General features: G+C 72.6%; 17 protein-coding genes. 9 read left to right on the top strand and 8 right to left on the bottom strand.

Annotated features, from left to right (window positions below; all coding sequences use genetic code 11):
- Positions 1 to 115 precede the first annotated feature (115 nt).
- Both ACSIH6_RS06510 and ACSIH6_RS06505 read left to right on the top strand, forming a co-directional pair.
- Positions 116 to 1,579 carry an NAD-dependent succinate-semialdehyde dehydrogenase gene (locus ACSIH6_RS06510; RefSeq protein WP_435107313.1) on the top strand — a complete coding sequence of 488 codons (1,464 nt, stop codon included), beginning with the start codon at positions 116 to 118 and terminating at the stop codon, positions 1,577 to 1,579.
- A 65-nt stretch (positions 1,580 to 1,644) separates the two neighbouring features.
- Positions 1,645 to 1,821, top strand: a complete 177-nt coding sequence (locus tag ACSIH6_RS06505; protein WP_435107312.1) for an antitoxin VbhA family protein — start codon at positions 1,645 to 1,647, stop codon at positions 1,819 to 1,821.
- 320 nt (positions 1,822 to 2,141) lie between these two features.
- Here ACSIH6_RS06505 and ACSIH6_RS06500 read toward each other — a convergent pair whose 3' ends face one another.
- From ACSIH6_RS06500 to ACSIH6_RS06485, 4 genes are all read right to left on the bottom strand, one after another.
- Positions 2,142 to 2,807, bottom strand: coding sequence for a GntR family transcriptional regulator (locus tag ACSIH6_RS06500; RefSeq protein ID WP_435107311.1), 666 nt, complete (start codon positions 2,805 to 2,807; stop codon positions 2,142 to 2,144).
- Between the two features lie 54 nt (positions 2,808 to 2,861).
- Positions 2,862 to 3,614 (bottom strand): maleate cis-trans isomerase family protein, encoded by a 753-nt coding sequence (locus ACSIH6_RS06495; protein WP_435107310.1) that lies wholly within the window; start codon positions 3,612 to 3,614, stop codon positions 2,862 to 2,864.
- Between the two features lie 30 nt (positions 3,615 to 3,644).
- Positions 3,645 to 4,445, bottom strand: coding sequence for a maleate cis-trans isomerase family protein (locus ACSIH6_RS06490; RefSeq protein ID WP_061083454.1), 801 nt, complete (start codon positions 4,443 to 4,445; stop codon positions 3,645 to 3,647).
- A gap of 123 nt (positions 4,446 to 4,568) precedes the next feature.
- A complete protein-coding gene (locus ACSIH6_RS06485) occupies positions 4,569 to 5,051 on the bottom strand; it encodes a DUF3830 family protein (protein ID WP_435107309.1) in 483 nt (160 codons plus the stop codon).
- 302 nt (positions 5,052 to 5,353) lie between these two features.
- On the opposite strand from ACSIH6_RS06485, the gene ACSIH6_RS06480 reads away from it, so the two are divergent.
- From ACSIH6_RS06480 to ACSIH6_RS06470, 3 genes are all read left to right on the top strand, one after another.
- Complete coding sequence (locus tag ACSIH6_RS06480; protein WP_435107308.1) at positions 5,354 to 6,373, top strand: D-2-hydroxyacid dehydrogenase; 1,020 nt, start codon at positions 5,354 to 5,356, stop codon at positions 6,371 to 6,373.
- 29 nt (positions 6,374 to 6,402) lie between these two features.
- The gene (locus tag ACSIH6_RS06475) at positions 6,403 to 7,917 is read left to right on the top strand and encodes an amidase (RefSeq protein ID WP_435107307.1); all 1,515 of its coding nucleotides are present in this window, start codon (positions 6,403 to 6,405) and stop codon (positions 7,915 to 7,917) included.
- A gap of 208 nt (positions 7,918 to 8,125) precedes the next feature.
- Entirely contained in the window at positions 8,126 to 8,797 is a 672-nt protein-coding gene (locus ACSIH6_RS06470) for a response regulator (RefSeq protein ID WP_017562800.1), read from the top strand.
- A gap of 194 nt (positions 8,798 to 8,991) precedes the next feature.
- On the opposite strand, the gene ACSIH6_RS06465 is transcribed toward ACSIH6_RS06470, so the two are convergent.
- Entirely contained in the window at positions 8,992 to 10,737 is a 1,746-nt protein-coding gene (locus tag ACSIH6_RS06465) for a GAF domain-containing sensor histidine kinase (protein ID WP_435107306.1), read from the bottom strand.
- Between the two features lie 314 nt (positions 10,738 to 11,051).
- Here ACSIH6_RS06465 and ACSIH6_RS06460 point away from each other — a divergent pair, with 314 nt between their 5' ends.
- Together ACSIH6_RS06460 and ACSIH6_RS06455 are read left to right on the top strand one after the other, a co-directional pair.
- Positions 11,052 to 12,029, top strand: a complete 978-nt coding sequence (locus ACSIH6_RS06460; RefSeq protein WP_435107305.1) for a hypothetical protein — start codon at positions 11,052 to 11,054, stop codon at positions 12,027 to 12,029.
- A gap of 352 nt (positions 12,030 to 12,381) precedes the next feature.
- Positions 12,382 to 13,557 carry a hypothetical protein gene (locus tag ACSIH6_RS06455; RefSeq protein ID WP_435107304.1) on the top strand — a complete coding sequence of 392 codons (1,176 nt, stop codon included), beginning with the start codon at positions 12,382 to 12,384 and terminating at the stop codon, positions 13,555 to 13,557.
- 303 nt (positions 13,558 to 13,860) lie between these two features.
- Here the strand turns inward: ACSIH6_RS06455 and ACSIH6_RS06450 are convergent, their stop codons facing one another.
- The 3 genes from ACSIH6_RS06450 to ACSIH6_RS06440 all read right to left on the bottom strand — a co-directional run bounded on the left by ACSIH6_RS06450 (position 13,861) and on the right by ACSIH6_RS06440 (position 18,183).
- Positions 13,861 to 15,453: an LCP family protein gene (locus tag ACSIH6_RS06450; protein WP_435107303.1), complete on the bottom strand. Its 1,593-nt coding sequence runs from the start codon at positions 15,451 to 15,453 to the stop codon at positions 13,861 to 13,863.
- Between the two features lie 464 nt (positions 15,454 to 15,917).
- Complete coding sequence (locus ACSIH6_RS06445; protein ID WP_435107302.1) at positions 15,918 to 16,586, bottom strand: hypothetical protein; 669 nt, start codon at positions 16,584 to 16,586, stop codon at positions 15,918 to 15,920.
- A gap of 409 nt (positions 16,587 to 16,995) precedes the next feature.
- Positions 16,996 to 18,183, bottom strand: a complete 1,188-nt coding sequence (locus ACSIH6_RS06440) for an ROK family protein (RefSeq protein WP_435107301.1) — start codon at positions 18,181 to 18,183, stop codon at positions 16,996 to 16,998.
- 210 nt (positions 18,184 to 18,393) lie between these two features.
- Here ACSIH6_RS06440 and zwf point away from each other — a divergent pair, with 210 nt between their 5' ends.
- Both zwf and edd read left to right on the top strand, forming a co-directional pair.
- Positions 18,394 to 19,872 (top strand): glucose-6-phosphate dehydrogenase, encoded by a 1,479-nt coding sequence (gene zwf / locus ACSIH6_RS06435; protein WP_435107300.1) that lies wholly within the window; start codon positions 18,394 to 18,396, stop codon positions 19,870 to 19,872.
- Positions 19,869 to 21,719 (top strand): phosphogluconate dehydratase, encoded by a 1,851-nt coding sequence (edd, locus tag ACSIH6_RS06430; protein WP_435107299.1) that lies wholly within the window; start codon positions 19,869 to 19,871, stop codon positions 21,717 to 21,719. The genes zwf and edd overlap by 4 nt, the downstream gene beginning before the upstream one ends.
- The last annotated feature ends 60 nt before the right edge of the window (positions 21,720 to 21,779 follow it).

Genomic DNA, 21,779 nt, shown 5'->3' with positions numbered 1-21,779 from the left:
TAGGATTGTTGACAATCGACGCTGCTATGGAAACATCCGTGCGGCGACGGTGTCCAGTGGACGCACGTTGGGCAGTTCTGACCACAGGCCGATTCTCGACCGGGGAGTAGCGAACATGTCGGATCAGGAAGCACGGGTCGTCGCGCAGGTGGACAAGAGGCTGTTCATCGGCGGGACGTGGCGCGACGCCGCCTCCGGGGGCTCCTTCGAGGTGGAGGACCCCTCCACCCGCGAGGTGCTCTGCGAGGTCGCGGACGCGGGGAAGGAGGACGCGCTCGACGCCCTGGACGCGGCGCACCGGGCGCAGGCCGACTGGATGCGCACGGCGCCCAGGGACCGCGGCGAGATCCTGTACCGGGGCTACGAGCTGCTGATGGAGCGCCGGGAGGACCTGGCGGTCCTGATGACCCTGGAGATGGGCAAGCCCCTCGCCGAGGCGAAGGGGGAGATCGCCTACGCCGCCGAGTTCCTGCGCTGGTTCTCCGAGGAGGCCGTGCGCATCGAGGGGAGGTTCTCCACCTCTCCCGACGGCAAGTCCCGCTTCCTGGTCATGCGCCAGGCGGTCGGCCCCTGCATGCTCATCACCCCCTGGAACTTCCCCATGGCGATGGGCACCCGCAAGATCGGCCCCGCCATCGCCGCGGGGTGCACCATGATCCTCAAGCCCGCCCACCAGACACCCCTGTCCGCCCTCGCCCTCGCGGGCGTCCTCTCCGAGGCCGGGCTCCCCGAGGGCGTCCTCAGCGTCATCCCCACCACGGACCCGGGCTCGGTCACCGAGCCCCTGCTCAGCGACGGGCGCATCCGCAAGGTCTCCTTCACCGGCTCCACCGCGGTGGGCCGCAAACTCCTCGAACAGAGCGCCGGGCAGGTCCTGCGCACCTCCATGGAGCTGGGCGGCAACGCGCCCTTCCTGGTCTTCGACGACGCCGACATGGACGCCGCCGTGGACGGCGCGATGCTCGCCAAGATGCGCAACATCGGCGAGGCCTGCACGGCCGCCAACCGCATCTACGTCCAGGCGGGCGTCGCCGAGGAGTTCGCCGAGCGCCTCAGCCGCCGCATGGGCGCGCTGCGCCTGGGCCGCGGTGTGGACGAGGGCGTCGACGTGGGCCCGCTCATCGACGACAAGGCCCGCGACAAGGTGCAGGGCCTGGTGGATGACGCCGTCGGCAAGGGCGCCCGCGTGCTGGTCGGCGGCGGTCCCGGCGACGGTCCGGGCCACTTCTACCAGCCCACCGTGCTCGCCGACGTGCCCTTCGAGGCAGAGCTGTCCACCACCGAGATCTTCGGTCCGGTGGCCCCGGTGCTGCCCTTCGAAACCGAGGACGAGGTGCTGCGGGCCGCCAACGACACCGAGTACGGCCTGGTCAGCTACGTCTACACCCGCGACCTCAACCGGGCGCTGCGGGTCAGCGAGAACCTGGAGACCGGCATGGTCGGCCTCAACCAGGGCGTGGTCTCCAACCCGGCCGCGCCCTTCGGCGGGGTCAAGCACTCCGGCCTGGGCCGCGAGGGCGGCCGGGTCGGCATCGAGGAGTTCCTCGAAACCAAGTACGTCGGCATCGGCGGAATCTGACCGGATATCCGGGTAATCCGGGGGTTCGCCTGTGGCGCGGGCGCGGCACCGCCTACGCTCGCTCCATGGGCACACGGATTCCCGACGACGGCGACACCGCCGCCGCTCTGGCCTCCATCAGGGCGGCGGGCGGTGAACCGTCGCCGGAGGCGCGGGCGGACCTGGAGCGGGTCGCACGCGGTGAGATGAGCTTCGAGGAGGCCAGGGAGCGCATCCTGGCCAGGTACCAGCTGCGGGAGTGACCGGACCGGCGCGACCGGGGCCACACGGCGTCAGCCGTCGGAACGCGGCTCTGAGGCTTGGGCGACGCCGTTGACCAGGTTTGCCAGCGGCGCATACCCCGCCCTTCGGAACGGGATAGTCGCTCCGAAGGCGAAAGAGATGCGCTACTATGCGTGTTGATCCGATAACCAAGGGTCGCGCGGATGGACTAGCCCTGCGGGGTGAACCGTGCCAGCCTGCGGAGACCTCTGAGAAACCATGTCAGTGAAGCAGGAACCAGCTCGCGCCGCGAGGCGTGTAGCGTCACCAGGCCGCAAGGCCTAGTCGGAACCTCCCTCATTCACGAGGGAGGGGAAGTCAAGCGCTCGACCGTGTCCACCATGTGCGCCTCGATCAGGCGCAGCAGCTCCTCCTCGGCCCCGTCCACGATCGCGTCGAGGAGACGGCGGTGCTCGTCCAGGAGCTCCTCCGGCTCCGGGTACACGTCCTGCATCACCGTGAGGCACATCCGGGTCTCCACCAGCAGCGTCTGCGCCATGCGCTCCAGGCGGCTGTTGCCCGCGCAGCTGACGAGGGTCTGGTGGAAGGCCTGGTCGGCGTCGCTCATGGCGTTGCGGTCGCGGCCCGCCGCCGCGGCGGCGAGCCGCTCCACGGCCGGGGTGAGGCGGGCGACCGCCTCGCCCCGGTTGCCGCGCATGATGAGCTCGCACGCGGTCCGCTCGACGGCGAGCCGGGCCACGTAGACGTCGCGCACGTCCGCCGGGGAGAGCTCGCGCACGAACAGGCCCCTGTGCCGTTCGCTGCGCAGCAACCCCTCCTGCACCAGGCGCTGCATCGCCTCGCGCAGGGGGCCGCGGCTCACCCCGAGCTGACCGGCCAGCTCGGACTCGCCGAGCTGGTCCCCCGGCGCGAGTGAGCCGTACATGATCGCGGACCGCAGCTGGTCGGCGATCAGCTCGGCGGTGGACCGGCGGGGCACGGGTCTGAGCTGGCCTGGGACGGGCATGGCCGCCCTCCTCTCGGATCGGGGACGGGACGCGAAGCGGGCGCGTCGTCGAGGTTAACGGTGCGCCAGGACGCTGTTGACCGCGGCCGAACCCGAACGGAACAGCGTGCCCGGTCCGGAGCTCCGCCCCGCGGTCGCCCCCGCCAGGCGCAGGCCCTCCCACACGCTCACCTGGTTGGCGGTGAGCACGGTCTTGCCCAGCAGCGCCTCCAGGGGGTCGATGAGGTGGGCGCTGTGCAGGGCGGTGTCCGGCACCAGGACGGCCTCGGCGCGCTGGTGGTCGTTGGAGATGACGAAGTCCAGGACGTCGTCCGGGTCCAGGTCGCCGACCTCGGCGGCGGTGGCGATGCCGTGGCTGGCCAGCGAGAGCACGGTCACCCCCGCCTCGGTGAGGAACTCCACGAACCGCTGGGCGACGTCGTCGGGGTAGGTGGCGGCGATCGCCACCCGTGAGACGCGCAGCTGGCTCAGCGCGTGCACGAAGGCGAACGAGGTGCTCGACGACGGCGCCCCCGCGTGCTGGCGCACTCCCTCGACCTGTCTGCGGGCGCCCTCCCAACCGAACACGAAGCTGCCGCTGGTGCAGGCCCACACCGCGGCCTCCACCTCCATCATGGCCAGTTCCTGGGCGCCCTTGGCGAGTACGTCCTCGCCGCCGACGTCGAGCAGGGCGTCCACCCGGTGGGCGTCCTCGCGCATGAGCGTGTGCACCACGGGGAGCTCGACGCCCCCTCCGAGCAGGCCCTCGAAGGCCTTGTAGTCGTCCTCGGCGCTGAAGCCGGGGTAGAGGAATCCGACGCGGGTCATGTGGCTCTCCTTTGCGTCACGTTCCGCACGTCACGCGGCACTCGGTGCGGCGACGTCGATCAGGCTCTGTCCGTGGGCCACGGCCTGGCGGCCCGCGGCCCTCATCACGGCCCACATGGTCACCTGGTTGGCCGCGATCACCGGTTTGCCCAGCTCGCGTTCCAGGGGCGCGATGATGTCGTAGGTGAGCACGTTGGTGCAGCTGATGAACACGGCCTGGGCGTCGGGGCGGTCCACCGAGTGCACCGCCTCGGACACCTCGGCGTAGGTCACCCGCCAGATGTGGCTGAGCAGGCCCAGCCCCACGCTGGAGGTCACGGCGACGCGGTGCTCGGCGAGGTAGGCCAGGAGCCGGTCGGTCACGCTGTCCACGTAGGGCGTGACGACGGCGATCCGGTCGGCGCCGAGCGCGTCCAGGGCCTGGACCAGTGCCCCGGACGTGGTGACGGCGGCGGGCGCCCCGGCGTCCACCATGGCCTGGTGCAGGCGCCGCTCACCCCGGGCGCCGTGCACGAAGCTGCCCGAGGCGCACGCGTACCCGATGGCCAGGGGCTCGGGGGCGAGCAGCGCGCGGACCGCCGGGTCCACGTGCTCCTCCCGGCACAGGGCGGCGGCCTGGTCGACCGTCACCGGTACGTGTACGTACGGCAACCGCGTGACGTGCAGCGAGACGTCGTCGGGCGTCCAGCGCCAGAGTTCGCGGTCGAGCGCGAAGTCGTAGGGCGCGATGACGCCGACTCCCGCCTGCCACGGCGTCCGCGTGCTCGCGGCCAGTTCGACGACCTGCCGCTGCGCGTCGGTGCCGTTCGTGTGCTCTCCGTCGGTCCGCATCGGTCACTCACCTCCCGGGTATGTGTTGTCGTTGCCGCCCCCGCGGGGACGCGGGGACGCGGTCGCTCCGCGCCGGGGCCCGAGGGCCGCCCGTGGACGCGGACGCGGGGGCCCGCGAGCCGGTCAGCGCTCCAGGCGCTCGTACACCAGGCGCTCGCCGACGCTGCCCGAGCGCCAGACGTCGTCGCAGGCCTCGGCCATGGCGGGCAGGTTCTCGACGACGGTGGCGAACACGTTGCCGGGGACCCAGCCGACGTCGCCGTTGAGGAGCAGGTTGTTGCGCCCGTAGAAGAGGGCGAGGTCGATGACGCCGGGCAGGCGGCCGATCCCCTTGTCCTCCTTGAAGGCGCGGTCGAGCATGCCCCCGTCGAAGGAGAAGTAGACGACGTCGCCGGGGATCGGGGTGACGGTGGGGTTCTCCTGGCCGGGCTCGGCCTCGGCGAACCGCGGCACCATCGTGTAGACCTCGTTGCGCGCGTACTTGGCGTGCTGGACCGCGTCGCCCTGCGGCAGGGCGCTCCAGACCGCCTCACAGGTGCGGGGCGCGTCCTCGTCCAGGAGTTCGGCGACGCAGGAGACCCCGCGCCTGGGCAGGGTGATGGTCATGTACCGGGGCAATGGGTAGTCCCTTCGACGTCGGGTAGCGGGACCTGCGGGAACACCCCCGGCGTCGGGGCTGTTGATTGTTGACAATCCTAGGGTCCACAACCCGGATGCGGCAATAACCCCGATGTGAGTGGGTATCCCGGGCAGGTCAGAGGTGGTGTGAGAGGTACGGGTTTCGGGGGAGACAGCCGGTTTGTGGATTGTTGACAATCCTATGTCGGCTCCCTAGCGTTTCCCGTGCAGGGCGATCCGTCCCCGACGACCTCTCTGAACCACCGTCGCCAACCGGAGAGTGCACGCCCGTGAACAGCCTCACCCCGCCCGACCGCCCGAGACTCCTCGTCCTCCACGGCGACGACCTCCCGCCCGGCCGCGAGCGGATGGACGACCATCCCCGACTCGGCGAGGTCGTCTACGCCACCGCCGACGAACTCCCCGCCAGGCTGCCCGGGGCGCACGCGCTGCTGGTGTGGGACCTGTTCACCGAGGCGCTGGCCTCCGCCTGGCCCAAGGCCGACTCCCTGGCCTGGGTGCACGCCGCCACCGCCGGGGTGGACAACCTCATGTTCCCCGGCCTGGTGGAGAGCCCCGCCGTGGTCACCAACTCGCGCGGGGTCTTCGACGAGCCCATCGCCGAGTACGTGCTCGGCCAGGTCGTCGCCTTCGCCAAGGGCTTCCAGCAGACCTGGGAGCACCAGCGCGAACGCCGCTGGGAGCACCGGGAGACCGAGCGCGTGTCCGGCAGGCGGGTCCTCGTGGTCGGGACCGGGCCGATCGGCCGCCACATCGCCCGCAAGCTGACGGCCGTGGGCATGCGCGTGCGCGCCTCCGGCAGCCGCGCGCGCGGCGGCGATCCCGACTTCGGCACCGTGGTCGAGTCCAGCCTGGCCGAACGCGGCGCCGACGGCGCCCCGACCCTGGCCGGAGAGCTCCCCGAGGCTGACTACGTGGTGATCGCCGCCCCGCTCACCGACGCCACCCGGGGGCTGGTCGACCGCCGCTTCCTGGGGCTGATGAAACCCACCGCGCGGCTGGTCAACGTGGCGCGCGGACCCATCGTGGTCGAGGCCGACCTGGCCGCGGCCCTGGAGCACCGCCTCATCGCGGGCGCCGCACTGGACGTGTTCGAGGACGAGCCCCTCAAGGCGGTCTCCCCGCTGTGGGGGCTGCCCGGGTCGGTGGTCTCGCCGCACATGTCCGGCGACGTCGTCGGTTGGCGCGGTGACCTCATGGACCTGTTCCTCGACAACCTCGCCCGTTACCTGGACGGGCGGGAACTGCTCAACGTGGTCGACAAGAGCCGCGGCTACGTGCCCGGCTGACCCCTGATGGCGTGACATGGGAGGCTGAAGTGACGATCCGTTCCGACCGGGCCGGGACCGAGGACGCGAGCGCGGACGTCGGCACGGCCGGGGGCGCCCCGGGGGCGACCGCGGTTCCGCAGGCGCGCTCCGGCGGGCCCTCCGTACCGGCCGACCTGTCCGCCGAGCGGCTGCTCGCGGCCTACGCGGCAGGGGAGCTGTCCCCGGTGGAGGCCGTCGACTCCGTCCTGGAGCGCATCGAGCGGGACAACCCGGCGCTCAACGCGTTCTGCCTGGTGCGCCCGGACGAGGCCCGCGAGGCCGCCCGCGCCTCCGCCGAGCGGTGGCGGCGCGGCGAGCCCTCCGGGGCCCTGGACGGGGTGCCGGTCTCGGTCAAGGACATCCACCTCACCCGGGGGTGGCCCACCCTGAAGGGGTCGGTCACCAGTTCCCAGGAGGGCCCGTGGGAGGAGGACTCCCCGGTGGTGGCCCGGCTGCGGGAGAGCGGCGCGGTGTTCGTCGGCAAGACGACCACGCCCGAGCTGGCGTGGAAGGGCGTCACCGACGGTCCGCTCACCGGCGTCACCCGCAACCCGTGGGACCTGTCCACCACGCCGGGCGGCTCCAGCGGCGGGTCCGCGGCGGCCGTCGCGGCCGGGATGGCTCCGCTGTCCACCGGCACCGACGGGGGCGGCTCGATCCGCATCCCGGCCAGCTTCACCGGTGTCTGCGGGATCAAACCCACGTGGGGCCTGGTGCCGCACTACCCGGCCAGCCCCTTCGGGTCGCTCGCGCACACCGGGCCGCTGGCCCGCACGGTGGGCGACATGGCGCTGATGCTGGAGGTCATGGCCCAGCCCGACGCGCGCGACTGGGCCGCGCTGGCGCCGCCCGCGCCCGGCCTCGGCGACGTGCGCCTGCGCACCGACGCCGAACGGCTGGTGCGGGACATGCGGATCGCCTACAGCCCCACCCTGGGCGGTCTGGACGTGGACCCGGAGGTGGCCGCGGCGGTCGCCGACGCGGTGGCCGTGTTCGAGGCGCTGGGCGCCCGGGTGGAGGAGGCCGACCCCGACTTGCCCGACTCCCGGGAGGAGTTCCACGTGCTGTGGTACTCCGGTGCGGCCAAGGCCACGGACCGGCTCACGGACCGCCAGCGGGACCTGCTCGACCCCGGCCTGCGGGAGATCGTGGAGGAGGGGCTGACCTACTCGGCGCAGGACTACCTGACCGCGATGGCGCTGCGGATGGAGATGGGCGCCCGAATGGGCAGCTTCCACGGCGCCTACGACCTGCTGCTCACCCCGTCGATGCCGATCGCGGCCTTCGAGGCGGGACTGGAGTCGCCGCCGCGGCTGGCGGGGGAGCGGTGGACCTCGTGGGCGGGGTTCAGCTACCCGTTCAACATGACCCAGCAGCCCGCGGCGAGCGTGCCGTGCGGGTTCACGGCGGCGGGGCTGCCGGTGGGCCTCCAGGTGGTCGGGCCCCGGCACGCCGACGCCCGGGTGCTGGCGGCCTGCCGCGCGTTCGAGCTCGCCCGTCCCTGGGCGGACCGGAGGCCGTGAATTCTGATGTGTTTCGTGGCTTGTGGGAGCCACGTGCACACCCGCTGCTATCAGGCGCTTTGCTCCACGGATGAGGAGAATTGTCCGTTTGTGGGACCTTCGTCCGAGGAGTTCGGTGCCTAAGGGCCCGCGCGCGGGCCTCCGCACGTATTACCGTCTTCATCGGAGCGGTGTCTGATCGCGGTGACGCAGGGATGAGGATGGGCCGATGCCGGGTGGTGGAGCCGAGGGCGTTCGCAAGCAGATCAGGGTGTTCCTGGTGGACGACCACGAGGTGGTCCGCCGGGGCGTGGCCGCCCTGCTGGAGACCGAGGACGACATGACCGTCGTCGGCGAGGCCGGGACGGCCGAACAGGCGTTGTCGCGGATCCCCGTGGTGCTGCCCGACGTCGCGGTCCTGGACGTGCGGCTGCCGGGCGGGTCGGGCGTGCAGGTGTGCCGGGAGATCCGCTCGGACCACCCCGAGATCGCCTGCCTGATGCTGACCTCGTTCGCCGACGAGGACGCCCTGTACGACGCCGTCATGGCCGGAGCGGCCGGGTACGTGCTCAAGCAGATCCACGGCGCCGACCTGGTCGGGGCGGTGCGCACGGTGGCCTCGGGCGGTTCGCTGCTGGACTCGGGCAGCACCGGCGCGATGCTGGAGCGGCTGCGCGGCGCCCAGGCCGAGCCGGACCCGCTGGCCGAGCTGACCCCGCAGGAGCGGCAGATCCTCGACCTCATCGGCGAGGGGATGACCAACCGGCAGATCGGCGAGCGCCTGTACCTGGCGGAGAAGACCGTCAAGAACTACGTGTCCGCACTGCTGTCCAAGCTGGACCTCAAGCGCCGCACGCAGGCCGCTGTGCTCGTCGCCGAACTGCGCGGCCGCCGCTACTGACCCCGGCCGCCCGGCCCGCCTCAGCGGATCGGGCAGCCGGGTCGGTCACGGCGGTCCCTCGGGCCTCGACGGCTCCAGCAGTCCCACGGGCCCCAGCGGACGCGTGAGAGACCCGAGGCTGTCCAGAGGACCCCGGGCCGCGCGGAGGCTTCCCGAGCCCCGGAGAGGCCTCCGGGACCGCTTTCCCGGTTCTCTCAGAAGCTGTCCGGAGGCGGCACGGCGTCGTCGCGCAGGGGCACCCGCCACACCAGCACCGTGCCCCCGCCCTCGCTCCCGCGCGCGGTGAAACCGCCGCCCAGCGCCTGGGCCCGCTGCTCCAGGTTGCGCAGACCGCTGCGCCGCCCCTGCTCGGGCAGGCCCACGCCGTTGTCGGTCACCGTCAGGGCCAGGGTGGTCGGACGCCCGGTGACCGTGGTCTCCTCCACCGCCACCGACACGTGCACCTCCGTCGCGCGCGCGTGCCGCGCCACGTTGGTCAGCCCCTCGCCGAGCACCGCGAGCAGCTGCTCGCCGATGTCGTCGGGCACGGACGCGTCGATCGGCCCGTCCAGGCTCACCCCGGGATGGCACCCCAGGCTGTGCGCGGTGTTCTCGGCCAGTCTCAGGATGCGTCCGCGCAGCGACGTGTCCCTGCGGCTCGGCGGGTTCTGGAGCGCGAAGATCGTCGAGCGGATCTCGCGGATGGTGCCGTCGAGCTCGTCGATGGTCCGCTGCACCCGCTCCTCGGCCTCGGGCGAGGTGATCAGCCGCATCGTGCTCATCAGCGTCATCGCCGAGGCGAACAGGCGCTGGATCACCACGTCGTGCAGGTCCTTGGCGATCCGGTCGCGTTCCTCCAGCACCGCCAGGCGCTCGGTGTCGCGCCGCGCCTCGGCCAGTTCGAGGGCCACCGCGGCCTGCACCGAGAACCCGTGCAGCATGCGGCGTACCGCCGCGGTGAACGGGGCACGGTCGGACAGCTTGCCCAGGAGCAGCACCCCGCGCGTGTTCCCCGGGGTGCCCAGGGGTACCACCAGGCCCGAATCGTAGCCGCGGTGGGCGAGCATGGGGCAGTTCGCCCGGCTCAGGTCGGGGATGCTCAGGGCCTCTCCCGACTCGTACACCCACCCGCACGCGGAGTCGTGGATCTCCACCGGCGTCCCCAGGATCTCCTGGGCGATGGGCCCGTCCGCGATCTCCGCGAACAGGTGTCCCCGGGCGCGGGAGTCGGGGAGCATGATCACGGCCGTGTCCGCGCCGCCGATCTCCCGGGCCTGCGCGGCCATGTGGGCGAGCACCTCGGAGGTGTCGGCGCCCGACAACAGGCGGGTGGTGACCTCGGTGGACGCGGCCAGCCACCGCTCGCGCAGCCGCGCCTCCTCGTACAGGCGCGCGTTCTCGATGGCCACACCGGCGGCGGTGGCCAGCGCGGCCACCACCGCCTCGTCGTCCTCGTCGAACTCCGCGCCCCTGGCCTTCTCGGTGAGGTAGAGGTTGCCGAAGACCTCGTCGCGCACCTGGATGGGGACGCCGAGGAAGCTGCCCATGTGCGGGTGGCCCTCGGGGAAGCCCTCGAAGTCGGGGTGCTCGCGCAGGTCGGCCAGACGCAGTGACGCGCGCTCGTTCAGGGGCACGCCCAGGACGCCCTTGCCGTGGGGGAAGCCGCTGATGCGTCGGGCCTGCTCCTCGCTCATGCCCACGGGGATGAACTCGCTGAAGCCCCCGTCCTCGTCCATCACGCCCAGGCCCGCGTACCGGGCGCCGGTCAGCTGCGCCGCCGCCTCGGTCAGTCTGCGCAGCACGGTCGCCAGGTCGAGGTCACCGCCGATGGCCAGGACGGCCTGGAGCAGCGACTGCACCCGGCCGTGCGCGGACATGCGCGAGTCCAGTGAGTGCACCTCGTTCAGCAGTTCGTCCACGCTGTCGGGGGACAGGGAGGAGCTCTGGGGGATCTCAGTCATGTGTCTGTCAACCTCCGCAGAGCCGGTCGGCGTTGTGGCAATGCGCGTTTCCCTCGGGCGTAATAGTTGAATTGTCGTTGGTTTTTCCCCGGTTTGCCACATCTTGCTGTTCAGGGACCGGTTCCGGATGGGCGGGAATTCCTGTGGATTCGGGGTTCCGGTCATCTAATTCATGCTAACGTCGCGATCAGCGGACGCGAGGAGGCCCTTGTGACCTCCCGTCCCACGGCTGGAACGCGCCGCCCAGTGCGGAGCCACCGGCCCCGACCGCCCCCGCGTGTCGGTCCGCGCCCCACGGTGGAGAGGAACCCCCGGTGTCTGGAGTCCACGGTCTCACGAGCGCCCCCGGCGCCCGTTTCGCCGTGATCCCCGCGCCGGTGCGGCGGGCGCTGCTGCTCGCCGCCCTCGTCTCCGGCCTCCTGGTCGCCGTGTGGCTGACGGCCTCCGACCCCGTGCGGGCGCAGGAGGAGGGGGAGACCGCTCCCCTGACCCACCAGGCCGCGTCCGTCGCCGGAGCCGTGCATGCTTCCGCGACGCAGGCGGTCGCGAACCGGCCGGAGGCGGCGCGGGCCGCTCACGGTCACGAAGGATCGGACCAGGACGGTTCGGGGCCGAACGGCTCGGGCCGGAACGGTTCCGGGCAGGCCGACGCCGCGCCCGCGGACGCCGGGGCCTCCGTCCCGATGGCCGCCAGGATCAACGACCCGCTGGTCGGCGCCGTGTCCGCGGTCGGGGAGAACACCACGCGGATGGTCTTCGACGGACCCGCCGGGGTCTCCCGCGGCAACGTGCCCGAGGCCCCTGAGGTGGCCCGCCAGGTCCGCGACACCGTGCACGGGGTGACCGAGCCCGTCAAGGAGTACCTCGACGAGGACGACGCCTCCGACGGGAAACCCCCGACAGAGGACCCGTCCCGGGCCCCGGCCGACACGGACGGGCGGACCGGTGCCGAGAGCGGGGCAGCGGTGCCGTCCGCACCGGCCGACGCCGTCACGCACTTCGTCCCGACCGTCGCCGGGGCCGCCGCGGGCGCCGTTCAGCGCCACGCCGACCCGGTCGCGGAGAACGCCCCCGCACGGCTGGTCTCCGACCCCGTCGCCACGCCCTCCGGGCTGAACGGATCCAGTTCGGGTTCCGCCCAGGGCGCCCCCGGCGGCGTCCCCGCCGTCGCGGGCTACCTGACCACCACCGGCGCCCCGGCGCCGGCACCCGGCCAGCTCCAGGCCGCCCGGCACGTCCTGCTCGCGGTTCCCGCCGAGTCCGCGGACGAGCCGACCTTCTCGCCCGACTAGGGGCCTTCCTCCATCCGGTCGCCCAGCGACCCTTCCTGGCACGCCCCTTCCCAGACCCGGAACGCCCGCGGACGATCACGTTCGGTGAGGACCCGGACTCCTCTGGGGGTTGACGTGAGCCGCGCACCCCGACGGCGAGGTTCACGTCAGTCAGTGGCCAGCCAGGTCCACGACTGATGACCGGTAGAGCCGCACCGCTCCCTCCAGGCGCGGCGGGCTCTCCCACCGGAAAGCCCGGACCCGAACGGAACCCTCCTCCCGGCCAGGGGAGCGGAGCCGTCTGACGGCGGGAAGCACACCCGAACGCCGTCCACGCGAGAGCCAGAGACCACACTCCGGAAGGACACACGACATGTTCAACACCGCCCGCACCTCTGCCAGGACCCTGCTGGTGGCCGCCAGCACCGCGGGTTTCGTCGCCCTCGGCGCCGGGATCGCCGGGGCTGACGCCCTCGGCGGCGCCACGGACGGGCTCGCGCTGAACGACCTGGGCAGCCAGGTTCCGGCGCCGCTCACGGAGGGCGTCTCCACGCCCCTGGGCGAGCTGGTCAAGGTCGAGCCCGGCCAGATCTCCGCCCAGCCCGACGTGCGGCGGCAGTCCGCCCCGGAGCAGCCCCTCGGCCCGGTCGCCGGGAACGCCGTCTCCACCGACACCCCGATCCGGACGGGAGAGGAGAACGCCACCAACGTCGGACCGCTGGACCTGAACACCGTCAGCGAGACGCTGCCCCTGTCGGGTACCGCGAGCCCGGTGTCGGGCGACCCGCTGTCCGGTCTGCTGGGCGGGACCAAGCTGCTCGAAGGCGTGGGCCTGGACGCCGGCGGCAGCACCCTGCCGCTGAGCCACGCCTCCACGGAGCCGCTGGCCTCGGCTCCGGTGTCGGGTGACCCGCTGTCCGGTCTGCTGGGCGGTTCCTCCGGGCTGGGCGGTTCGGACATCCTGGGCGGTCTGCTCGGTGGCACGGGTGGCGGCACGCTGCCGCTGTCGCACCCGGAGTCGTCCCTGTCCCTCCAGGACACCAGGGAGACGGTCGGCACCGGCATCAACCAGCTGGGCTCGTCGGTCGAGCGGGGCACGCACGAGGTCGGCGGCGACCTGAACGGCCTCGACGCCACCCTGCCCGCGTCCGGGGACACCCTGCCCCTGGCCGCCGCTGACACCCCCACCGGCCCCATCAACGGCCAGAACACCGACCTGACCGGCGGCACCGCCGACCTGGTCTCCGACCTGGTGCTGTCCGACGACGTGACGCTGCCCATGTCCGCGAGCACCTCCTCGCTGCCCGAGACCGTCGCCGACGCCTCGGCCGACCTGCTGCCCGTGCCCGAGGGCACCCTGCCCATGGCCGCCGCTCCCGAGGTCTCGGACGTCACCGGCCTCGCCGTCGACGCCGTCCGCACGACGGAGCTCGACCCCTCCGGTGACTTCGTGGGCAACGACCTGGTGGGCGTGGACGGCATGCCCGACCTGGGCCAGCCCGAGGTGGACACCAGCCAGCTGAACCTGCTGCCCGACAGCATCGCCTGACCTCCCTGGAACGTGCACCCGCCGGTCGTGGCGGGCGCACGAGCCTCGGGCGGTGAGCGGGACCACCTCCGCTGAGGGGCGCCGAACGGAACTGTGGGGGTTCCAGGCGCGTACCGGCGGGGGGAGGAGTCTCCGCCGCCCGAGGCCCGACCGCGGTTCCGGACCGGGGGGACCGGAACCGCGGTTCTTTGTGCCCGGAGTCCCCGGGAAGGCACGGGAAGGTCCCAGAAAGCCGCAGAGGGCCCCAGGAGGCCCCGGAGACCCCAGAAGGGCTTCAGGGGTCTCCGGGGCTTCCTCGGGGCCCTACTCCATCTCGTCCCCGGTGCCGTAGCCCAGGCCGTCGGAGCACGGGTTGGAGGTGGCGTCGCGTCCCACGCCCGGACGGGCCGGGTCGTCCTCCGGGGAGGCGTCCGCGACGTCCTCGTCCACCGGCGAGGGCGAGGCGCCGGGCGGGTCCTGGGGAGCGGCGGCCTCGTCGGCCATCGTGAGGGGCAGGGGCCGGTCCTCGCGCACGGCGGTGAACAGCTCCTCGGCCTGGTCCTCGTACCACAGGACCCGGTTGGGGTTGGAGGGCGCCTGGTACCAGGGCACGGTGTGGAACTCGATGTCGGTCAGCTCCACGTCCGCCAGGGTCACGGCGATCGACAGCATTCGGTCGAACGTGAGGGCGCTGTCGGTGGCGCTGTGCTCTGCCACCGCGCGCAGGACGGCGTTGAGCCTGCCCGGGTCGGTGATCACGTCGTTGCTGGTCACCTGCTCGGCCAGGGCCGCGAGGAACATCTGCTGGCGGTCGATGCGGCCGATGTCGCCGCCGTCGCCGATCTCGTAGCGGGCACGGACGAACGACAGGGCCTCGTCGCCGTCGAGCGTCTGCTGGCCCGCGTCGAGGTCGAGCTTGGAGCGGCTGTCCTCCATCGGCTCGGGGATGCACATGTCCACGCCGCCGATGGCGTCCACCACGTCCCGGAAGCTCATGAAGCTGAGGTGCACGAAGTGGTCGATGCGGACGTCGCTGAGCGACTCGATGGTGCGGACCACGCAGGGCGGGCCGCCGTGGTACATCGCGGCGTTGATCATGCCGAAGTAGCCGGACGTGCCCTCGGTGTCGCCGTAGGGGTCGCACTCGGGCAGGGCCACCAGGGAGTCGCGGGGGAAGCTGATCACCGACACCCGGCTCTCGGGCGAGATGTGCGCCAGCATGATCGAGTCCGAACGCTCGCCCTCGAACTCGGTCGAGTAGGCGGTGCTGCCCTCCTCGTAGCCGTCGGTGCCCATGAAGAGGATGTTGACGGAGTCGTTGATCCTCTCGGGCCGGTCCTCCTCCTCGAGCAGTCCGTCGATGTCGTACTGGACCATGTCCGAGCGCAGCGAGCGGTAGTAGCCGTAGGCGGTGCCGACCCCGGCGGCCAGGACGAGGACCAGGCTCGCGGCGACCCACACCAGGATCCTGCCGGTCCGGCGCCGCTTCGTGCGGACGGGAGGAGCGGCGGCGGCCGCGGTGGCCTTCTCGCTCCCAGTGGCCTCCTCGGTCTCGGAGGACCCTTGGGCGCTGGTGAGCTTTTGAGCGTCACCAGCCTCGGTGGCTTCCTGGGTCTCCTGGGTGTCACCGGTGTCGGAGGTCACACCGGTTTCGGCGGCCTCTTCGGCCTTTCCGGCCTCCTCGGCCTCCTCAGCCCTTCCGGCTTCCTCCGTCTCCTCGGTCTTCTCCGTCTCCTCGGTCTCGTCCGGCTCGTGTGCCCGGTCGGTTCCGTCAGCCCCGGTCTCGGGCGCGGCGGTGTCCCCACCGGCCGCATCGTCGCCGGTGTTCGCGGTCCCGGGGCGGGGCGTTGAGTCGTCCTCGGTGTCGTCTGGTGTGTGGTCCTTGCCGGAGGCAGAGGGCTTCTCGTCAGCGGGCATCGTGCAATCTCGGTGAGTTCGGACGGCGGGACGTGCCAACGGTCGGACGCCGGGCCGGAGGGACACGCGTCCGCGTTCGGGGGAGGGCGGGGAACGCGCGGAACGTCAGCGGCGGGCGGTCACCGGATCCGGGGCCTCCTGGGGATTCGGGGGCGGCCCACGGGGCACAGGCAGCACCGGGAAGCGGGTGCGGCCGACGGCACGGAAAACGCGTGCGTGGCAGAGATCCTAGGTCAAGTTCTTCCCGCCCGCGCGCGCGGGTCGTCCCTGGGCGGGAGACCTGACCGCAATTGCGCCGCACAATTCCTCAGCCCCGTGGTCGTCTCCTGGAGTCCGTCCGCCTGACTTTCCCCGGCGTGTCCGCTTGAAACACCTCTGTCCGATCCCCGAAGGGGACGGACGCGGACCGCCCGCGCCCCTCGGAGCGGGGACAGCGGGCGGTCGGCGGGGCTGCGGGGGGCAGGTCAGTCGTCCCAGAAGGCGCTCTCCTTGGCGGGCTCCTCCGCGGTCGCGGAGGAGGAGCGCCCGCCCTTCGCCACGGGCTTGGCGGGGGTCTTGGCCGCGCTCTTGGCGGGCTTGCGGGCCGGGGCCGCGGGCTTGGCGCCGGTGTGCCGGGGGCGCGGGGTGACCGCGCTCTTGGTGATGGGCTCGGCGGGACGCGGCGTCTCGCCGGAGTGGATACTCAGCGCCTCCTCCTCCACGGACAGCATCTTGCGGACCGGGGCGGGCACCTCGGGCAGCTTCTCGGAGCGCAGGTGCGCGCCGAGCACCTCCAGGGCGTGGTCGCACAGCAGCTGGCGGGACCGCTCGGACCTGACCCCGCTGAGCTCCTCGACCTCCGGCAGGGACCGCTCGCGCAGCAGGCGGATGACGTCGCGCAGCCGGTCCCGCGTCTTGCGGTCGGTCATGGACATGACGGTCAGCTCCGCCTCGGCGAGGAAGCTGTCGCCGCTGTCGACCGAGTCGCGTTCGGCGATGAAGGTGCTGGTGAGGGTGCGCGCGGAGGCGCGGGAGGAGGTGCGGATGCCGTCGCGCCTGACCAGGCGGGCCTGGACGGCGGTGACGACGACGCTGGTGACCAGGCTGATTCCGGCACCCAACAGGATCAGCACGAGGGGGTTCTCTAGGAGCACGGCGGGGACCTTTCCGGGCGGGGGTCCGCACGGGCGCGGCCACGGGGGTGACGGAGGTGTGCGGGGCGGGTCGGTGCTCGGTGACTATTCGTCACGCCGAGGGCGGTTGTCAAGTGCGGGTGCGGGACACGTGCGCGCCGACGAACGCGTCGTCGCAGGTCGGTCGGGTGAGCGCGGGGGCACGGCTCGGTCGGGGGCGGAGTGGTCGCCGGAAGGGGCCGAAGTCCCTCCCGTGCGAGGATTCCCGGTCAGGCGAAGAGGTAACTTCCCCGTCCACAGCCTGTGGACGGGGAAGGGGCGACCGACCCCTCTCCCCCCGCCGCCAGGTCAGAACCCCTGCGCCACGCCAGCAACCCTTCCGGCAAGCCCACAGGTCGGTGTCGGGCACTCCGAGCTCACAGCGAACCCCTCAGCCCGCCAGGAGCTTGTTCACCGCTTCCGGCGACAGGATCTCCTCGGTCACCATGGCCGCGCAGCCGCGCACGCCCGCGTCGTCCCACAGGGAGCTGGCCACGACGCGCAGCTGCCGGGTGGCCAGGGCGGTGCACTGCTGGAACACCACCTCGCGCACGCCAGCCACCAGGTGGTCGTAGGCCTCGGCCAGGTCGCCGCCCAGCACGATCACCTCGGGGTTGAGCAGGTTCACCGCCCCCGCGAGCGCCTCACCCAGTTTCCGCCCGGCCTCCCGGACCAGGGTGACGGCCACCGGGTCGCCCCCCGAGGCCAGCGCCACCAGGTCCTTGAGCGTCTTCGCCTCGCGCCCCTGCTCGGCGGCGCTCTCCAGCAGCCGCCGCCCCCCGGCGACCGCCTCCAGGCAGTCGGTGTTGCCGCAGCGGCACGGGAGCCCCCCGGCGCCGCGCACCGGGATGTGCCCGATCTCCCCGGCGGCGCCCAGCGAACCGCGCAGCAGCCGTCCGCCGGACAGCAGACCCGCGCCGATCCCGGTGGAGGCCTTCACGAACACCATGTCGTCGGGGTGCCCGTGCCCGCCCGCGATGTGCTCGCCGAGCGCCATCACGTTCACGTCGTTGTCGACCATCACCGGCACCGGGAAGCGCTCGGCGACCAGCGGGGCCAGCGCCACGCCCGCCCACTTGCCGAGGAAGGGGCGGTCGTCGGCGCGGCCCGCGTGGAACTCGACGGTGCCGGGCAGACCGATGCCCACGCCGCGCACGTCATCGGGGTCGCGGCCGAGCGCGGCGATCTGCTCCGACCAGGTGTCCAGCAGCCAGGGCAGGGTGGCGTCGGGGCCCTGCTCCATCGCGGGCGAGCCCGGCGTCCGCACGAGGACCTCGCCGTCGAGGTCGCACACGGCGGCCTGGCTGCGGACCATGCCCAGGGCGCTGGTGAGGATGAGGCCGCCGGCGGCGTTGAACTCCAGCAGGGTGGGCGGCCGCCCACCGCTGGAGACCGCGCCCGAGCCCTCGGTGACGAGCCCGCCGCCGATCAGCTCGGTGACCCGCAGGGCGACGGAGGGACGGGACAGGCCCGTGACCCGGCCGATCTCGGAGCGGCTGGTCGCGGTTCCGGAGCGGATGAGGTCCAGGATGTGGCCGCTGGTGGCAGCAGAGGACAGACGTCCGGGGGTTCTGGCCATATCTCATTCAACCACGAGGTTACGACTGCAAGGCTGGGAGGTTATGTAAATAATTGTTCTCAAGTGTGCTTGGTTTTTTACCATAGTCGGGCTTAGGCTCAAAGAGCCGGACGTCCCGCGCGTCCGCGCCGCCTCCCCGCACCCCCCGCCTGCGCCACACTCCGCCCCCCGCTCCCCATCCCCTTCCCTCTCCGCTGGAGCAGACCGAAGATGCCGCAGCAGTCCGCGTCCCGTGCCACCGACCTGGTGGTCTTCGGGGGTACCGGCGACCTGTCCATGCGCAAACTCCTCCCCTCCCTGTACCTGCTGGACCGCGACGGCCACCTGGACGTGGGGACCCGCGTCGTCGCCGTCTCGCGCGACGGCCTCACCGACGCCGACCTCAGGGACAAGGCCGCCTCCGCGGTCCGCGGCCACCACGCCGTCCAGGTCGCCGAGCCCGACGTGCTCCACCGGTTCCTGGAACGCCTCTCCCACGTCACCGTGGACGTCGGCGGCGACCCCTCGGGCTGGGACGCCCTCACCGCCGCCCTCGCCCCCGACCGCGACCGCGTCTTCTACCTCGCCGTCCCGCCGATGATCTCCGGCGCGATCTGCCGCGGCCTGAGCGACGCCGGGCTCGTCACCCCCGACTCCCGCGTGGTCATGGAGAAGCCCCTGGGCCGCGACCTGGCCTCCTCCCGCGCCGTCAACGACGCGGTGGGATCGGTCTTCGACGAGTCGCGGATCTACCGCATCGACCACTACCTGGGCAAGGAGACGGTGCAGAACCTGCTGGTGCTGCGGTTCGCCAACGTCTTCCTCGAACCCCTCTGGAACTCCCGCTGGATCGACCACGTCCAGATCACCGCCGCTGAGACCGTCGGCGTCGGCGGGCGCCGGGGCTACTACGACACCTCCGGCGCCATGCGCGACATGGTCCAGAACCACCTGCTCCAGCTGCTGTGCCTGACCGCCATGGAGCCCCCGTCCAGCTACGACCGCGACTCCGTCCGCGACGAGAAGCTCAAGGTCCTCCAGTCGCTGCGCCCCCTCACCGGGGACCGCGTCGCCGAGGACACCGTGCGCGGCCAGTACGGGCGCGGCTCCGTCCAGGGCTCGGAGGTGCCCGGCTACCTCGACGAGCCCGGCGGGCCCGCTCTCAGCGACACCGAGACCTTCGTGGCCCTGCGCGCCGAGGTCGCCAACTGGCGCTGGGCGGGGGTGCCCTTCTACCTGCGCACCGGCAAGCGCATGTCGCACGACCGCTCGGAGATCGTCATCCGCTTCCGCGAGGTGCCGCACACGATCTTCCCCGGCACCAACCTCCCCGGAGCGGGCAGCCTCGTCATCCGGCTCCAGCCGGACGAGGGCATACACCTGACCATGCTGGCCAAGACGCCCGGCGCCGGAGCGCTGCGGCTGCGGCCCGCCCCCCTGGAGCTCAGCTTCGCCGACACCTTCGCCACCCGCTCGCCCGAGGCCTACGAGCGGTTGCTGACGGACGTCCTGGCCGGTGACTCCACCCTCTTCATGCGCCGCGACGAGGTCGAGGCCGCCTGGCGCTGGGTGGATCCCGTCATCGAGGCCTGGAACGGCCTGAGCACCACCCCCGAGACCTATCCAGCCGGAAGCGCCGGCCCCGCGGGCGCGCACCGGCTCATCGGCCGAACAGGCCGTACGTGGTACGAAGAGGAGCGACCCCGATGACCGCGCACAAGAACGACGACGCCGACACCACAGGGCACGGACCCGCCGTCCACCCCGTCGTCGCAGACGTCACCCGGCGCCTCGCCGAGCGCAGCGCCGACACCCGGTCCGCCTACCTGGCGCGGATCGACGAGGCGGCGGCCGAGGGCCCCGCCCGCTCCGCCCTGGGCTGCGCCAACCTCGCCCACGGGTTCGCGGCCTGCGGCGTCTCGGACAAGCTCAAGCTGTCCGGCGACGTCACGCCCAACCTGGCGATCGTCTCCGCCTACAACGACATGCTCTCCGCGCACCAGCCGCTGGAGTCCTACCCGGCCGTGATCAAGGCCGCCGTGGCCGAGGCGGGCGGCGTCGCCCAGTTCGCCGGGGGCGTGCCCGCCATGTGCGACGGCATCACGCAGGGCCGCGCGGGCATGGAGCTGTCCCTGTTCAGCCGGGACGTCATCGCGATGGCCACCGCCGTGGCCCTCTCCCACGACATGTTCGACGGCGCGCTGATGCTCGGCGTGTGCGACAAGATCGTGCCGGGCCTGCTGATCGGCGCCCTGTCCTTCGGCCACCTGCCGGTGGCGTTCGTGCCCGCCGGGCCCATGCCCTCGGGCCTGCCCAACAAGGACAAGGCCCGCGTGCGCCAGCGCTTCGCCGAAGGCCAGGTGGGCCGCCGCGAGCTGCTCCAGGCCGAGTCCGCCGCCTACCACTCGCCCGGCACCTGCACCTTCTACGGCACCGCCAACTCCAACCAGATGCTCATGGAGGTCATGGGCCTGCACCTGGCCGGGGCCAGCTTCGAGCAGCCGGGCACCCCGCTGCGCGAGGCCCTGACCGCCGAGGCCGGGCGCAGCGTGCTCGCCCGCACGGCCCTGGGCGACTCCTACAACCCCGTGGGCCGCCAGATCGACGAGCGGGCCGTCGTCAACGCCGTGGTCGCCCTGCTGGCCACCGGCGGCTCCAGCAACCACACCCTGCACCTGGTGGCCATCGCCCGCGCCGCCGGTATCGAGCTGACCTGGGACGACTTCGCCGACCTGTCCGAGGTCGTGCCGCTGCTCACCCGCATGTACCCCAACGGCGCCGCCGACGTGAACCAGTTCCACGAGGCGGGCGGCATGGCCCACCTGATCGGCTCCCTGCTGGACGCCGGGCTGCTCCACGAGGACGTGCGCACCCTGATGGGCGAGGGCCTGGGCCGCTACCGCCAGGTCCCGAACCTGGACGGGGGCGAGCTGACCTGGGTCGACGGTCCCAAGGAGAGCGGCGACACCTCCGTCCTGCGCGGCGCGGACGACCCCTTCGCCCCCGACGGCGGCCTGCGCATGCTCTCGGGCAACCTGGGCCGCGCCGTCATCAAGGTCTCCGCGGTCGCGCCGGAGCGGCACGTGGTGGAGGCCCCCGCCCGCGTCTTCGGCGACCAGGCCGAGCTCCAACAGGCGTTCGCCGCCGGGGAGCTGACCGGCGACTTCGTCGCGGTGGTCCGCTTCCAGGGGCCGCGCGCCAACGGCATGCCCGAGCTGCACAAGCTCACGCCGCCGCTGGCGGTGCTCCAGGACCGGGGCCAGAAGGTGGCGCTGGTGACCGACGGCCGCATGTCCGGCGCCTCGGGCAAGGTGCCCGCCGCCATCCACGTGTCCCCCGAGGCCGAGGCGGGCGGCGCGCTGGCCTACGTCCGCGACGGCGACCCCATCCGGCTCGACGCCACCACGGGCACACTGGAGGTGCTGGCCGACCTGACCGGCCGCGAGCCCGCCCGTCCCAGCGCGGACTCCGCCACCGGCACCGGCCGTGAGCTCTTCGCCGCCCTGCGCGGCGCGGTCGGCCCCGCCGAGAAGGGCGCCGGGGTCTTCGGACCCTGACCCGTTGACCCGTTGACCCGCTGACCCGGGCGCGCCGGGGGACCGGCCCCGGGGCGCGTG

This window comes from Nocardiopsis synnemataformans (assembly GCF_965343085.1).
GTDB classification, from domain to species: domain Bacteria; phylum Actinomycetota; class Actinomycetes; order Streptosporangiales; family Streptosporangiaceae; genus Nocardiopsis; species Nocardiopsis alborubida.
Note: the sequence above shows the minus strand (reverse complement) of the source record. Positions and strands in the feature narration are given on the sequence as shown.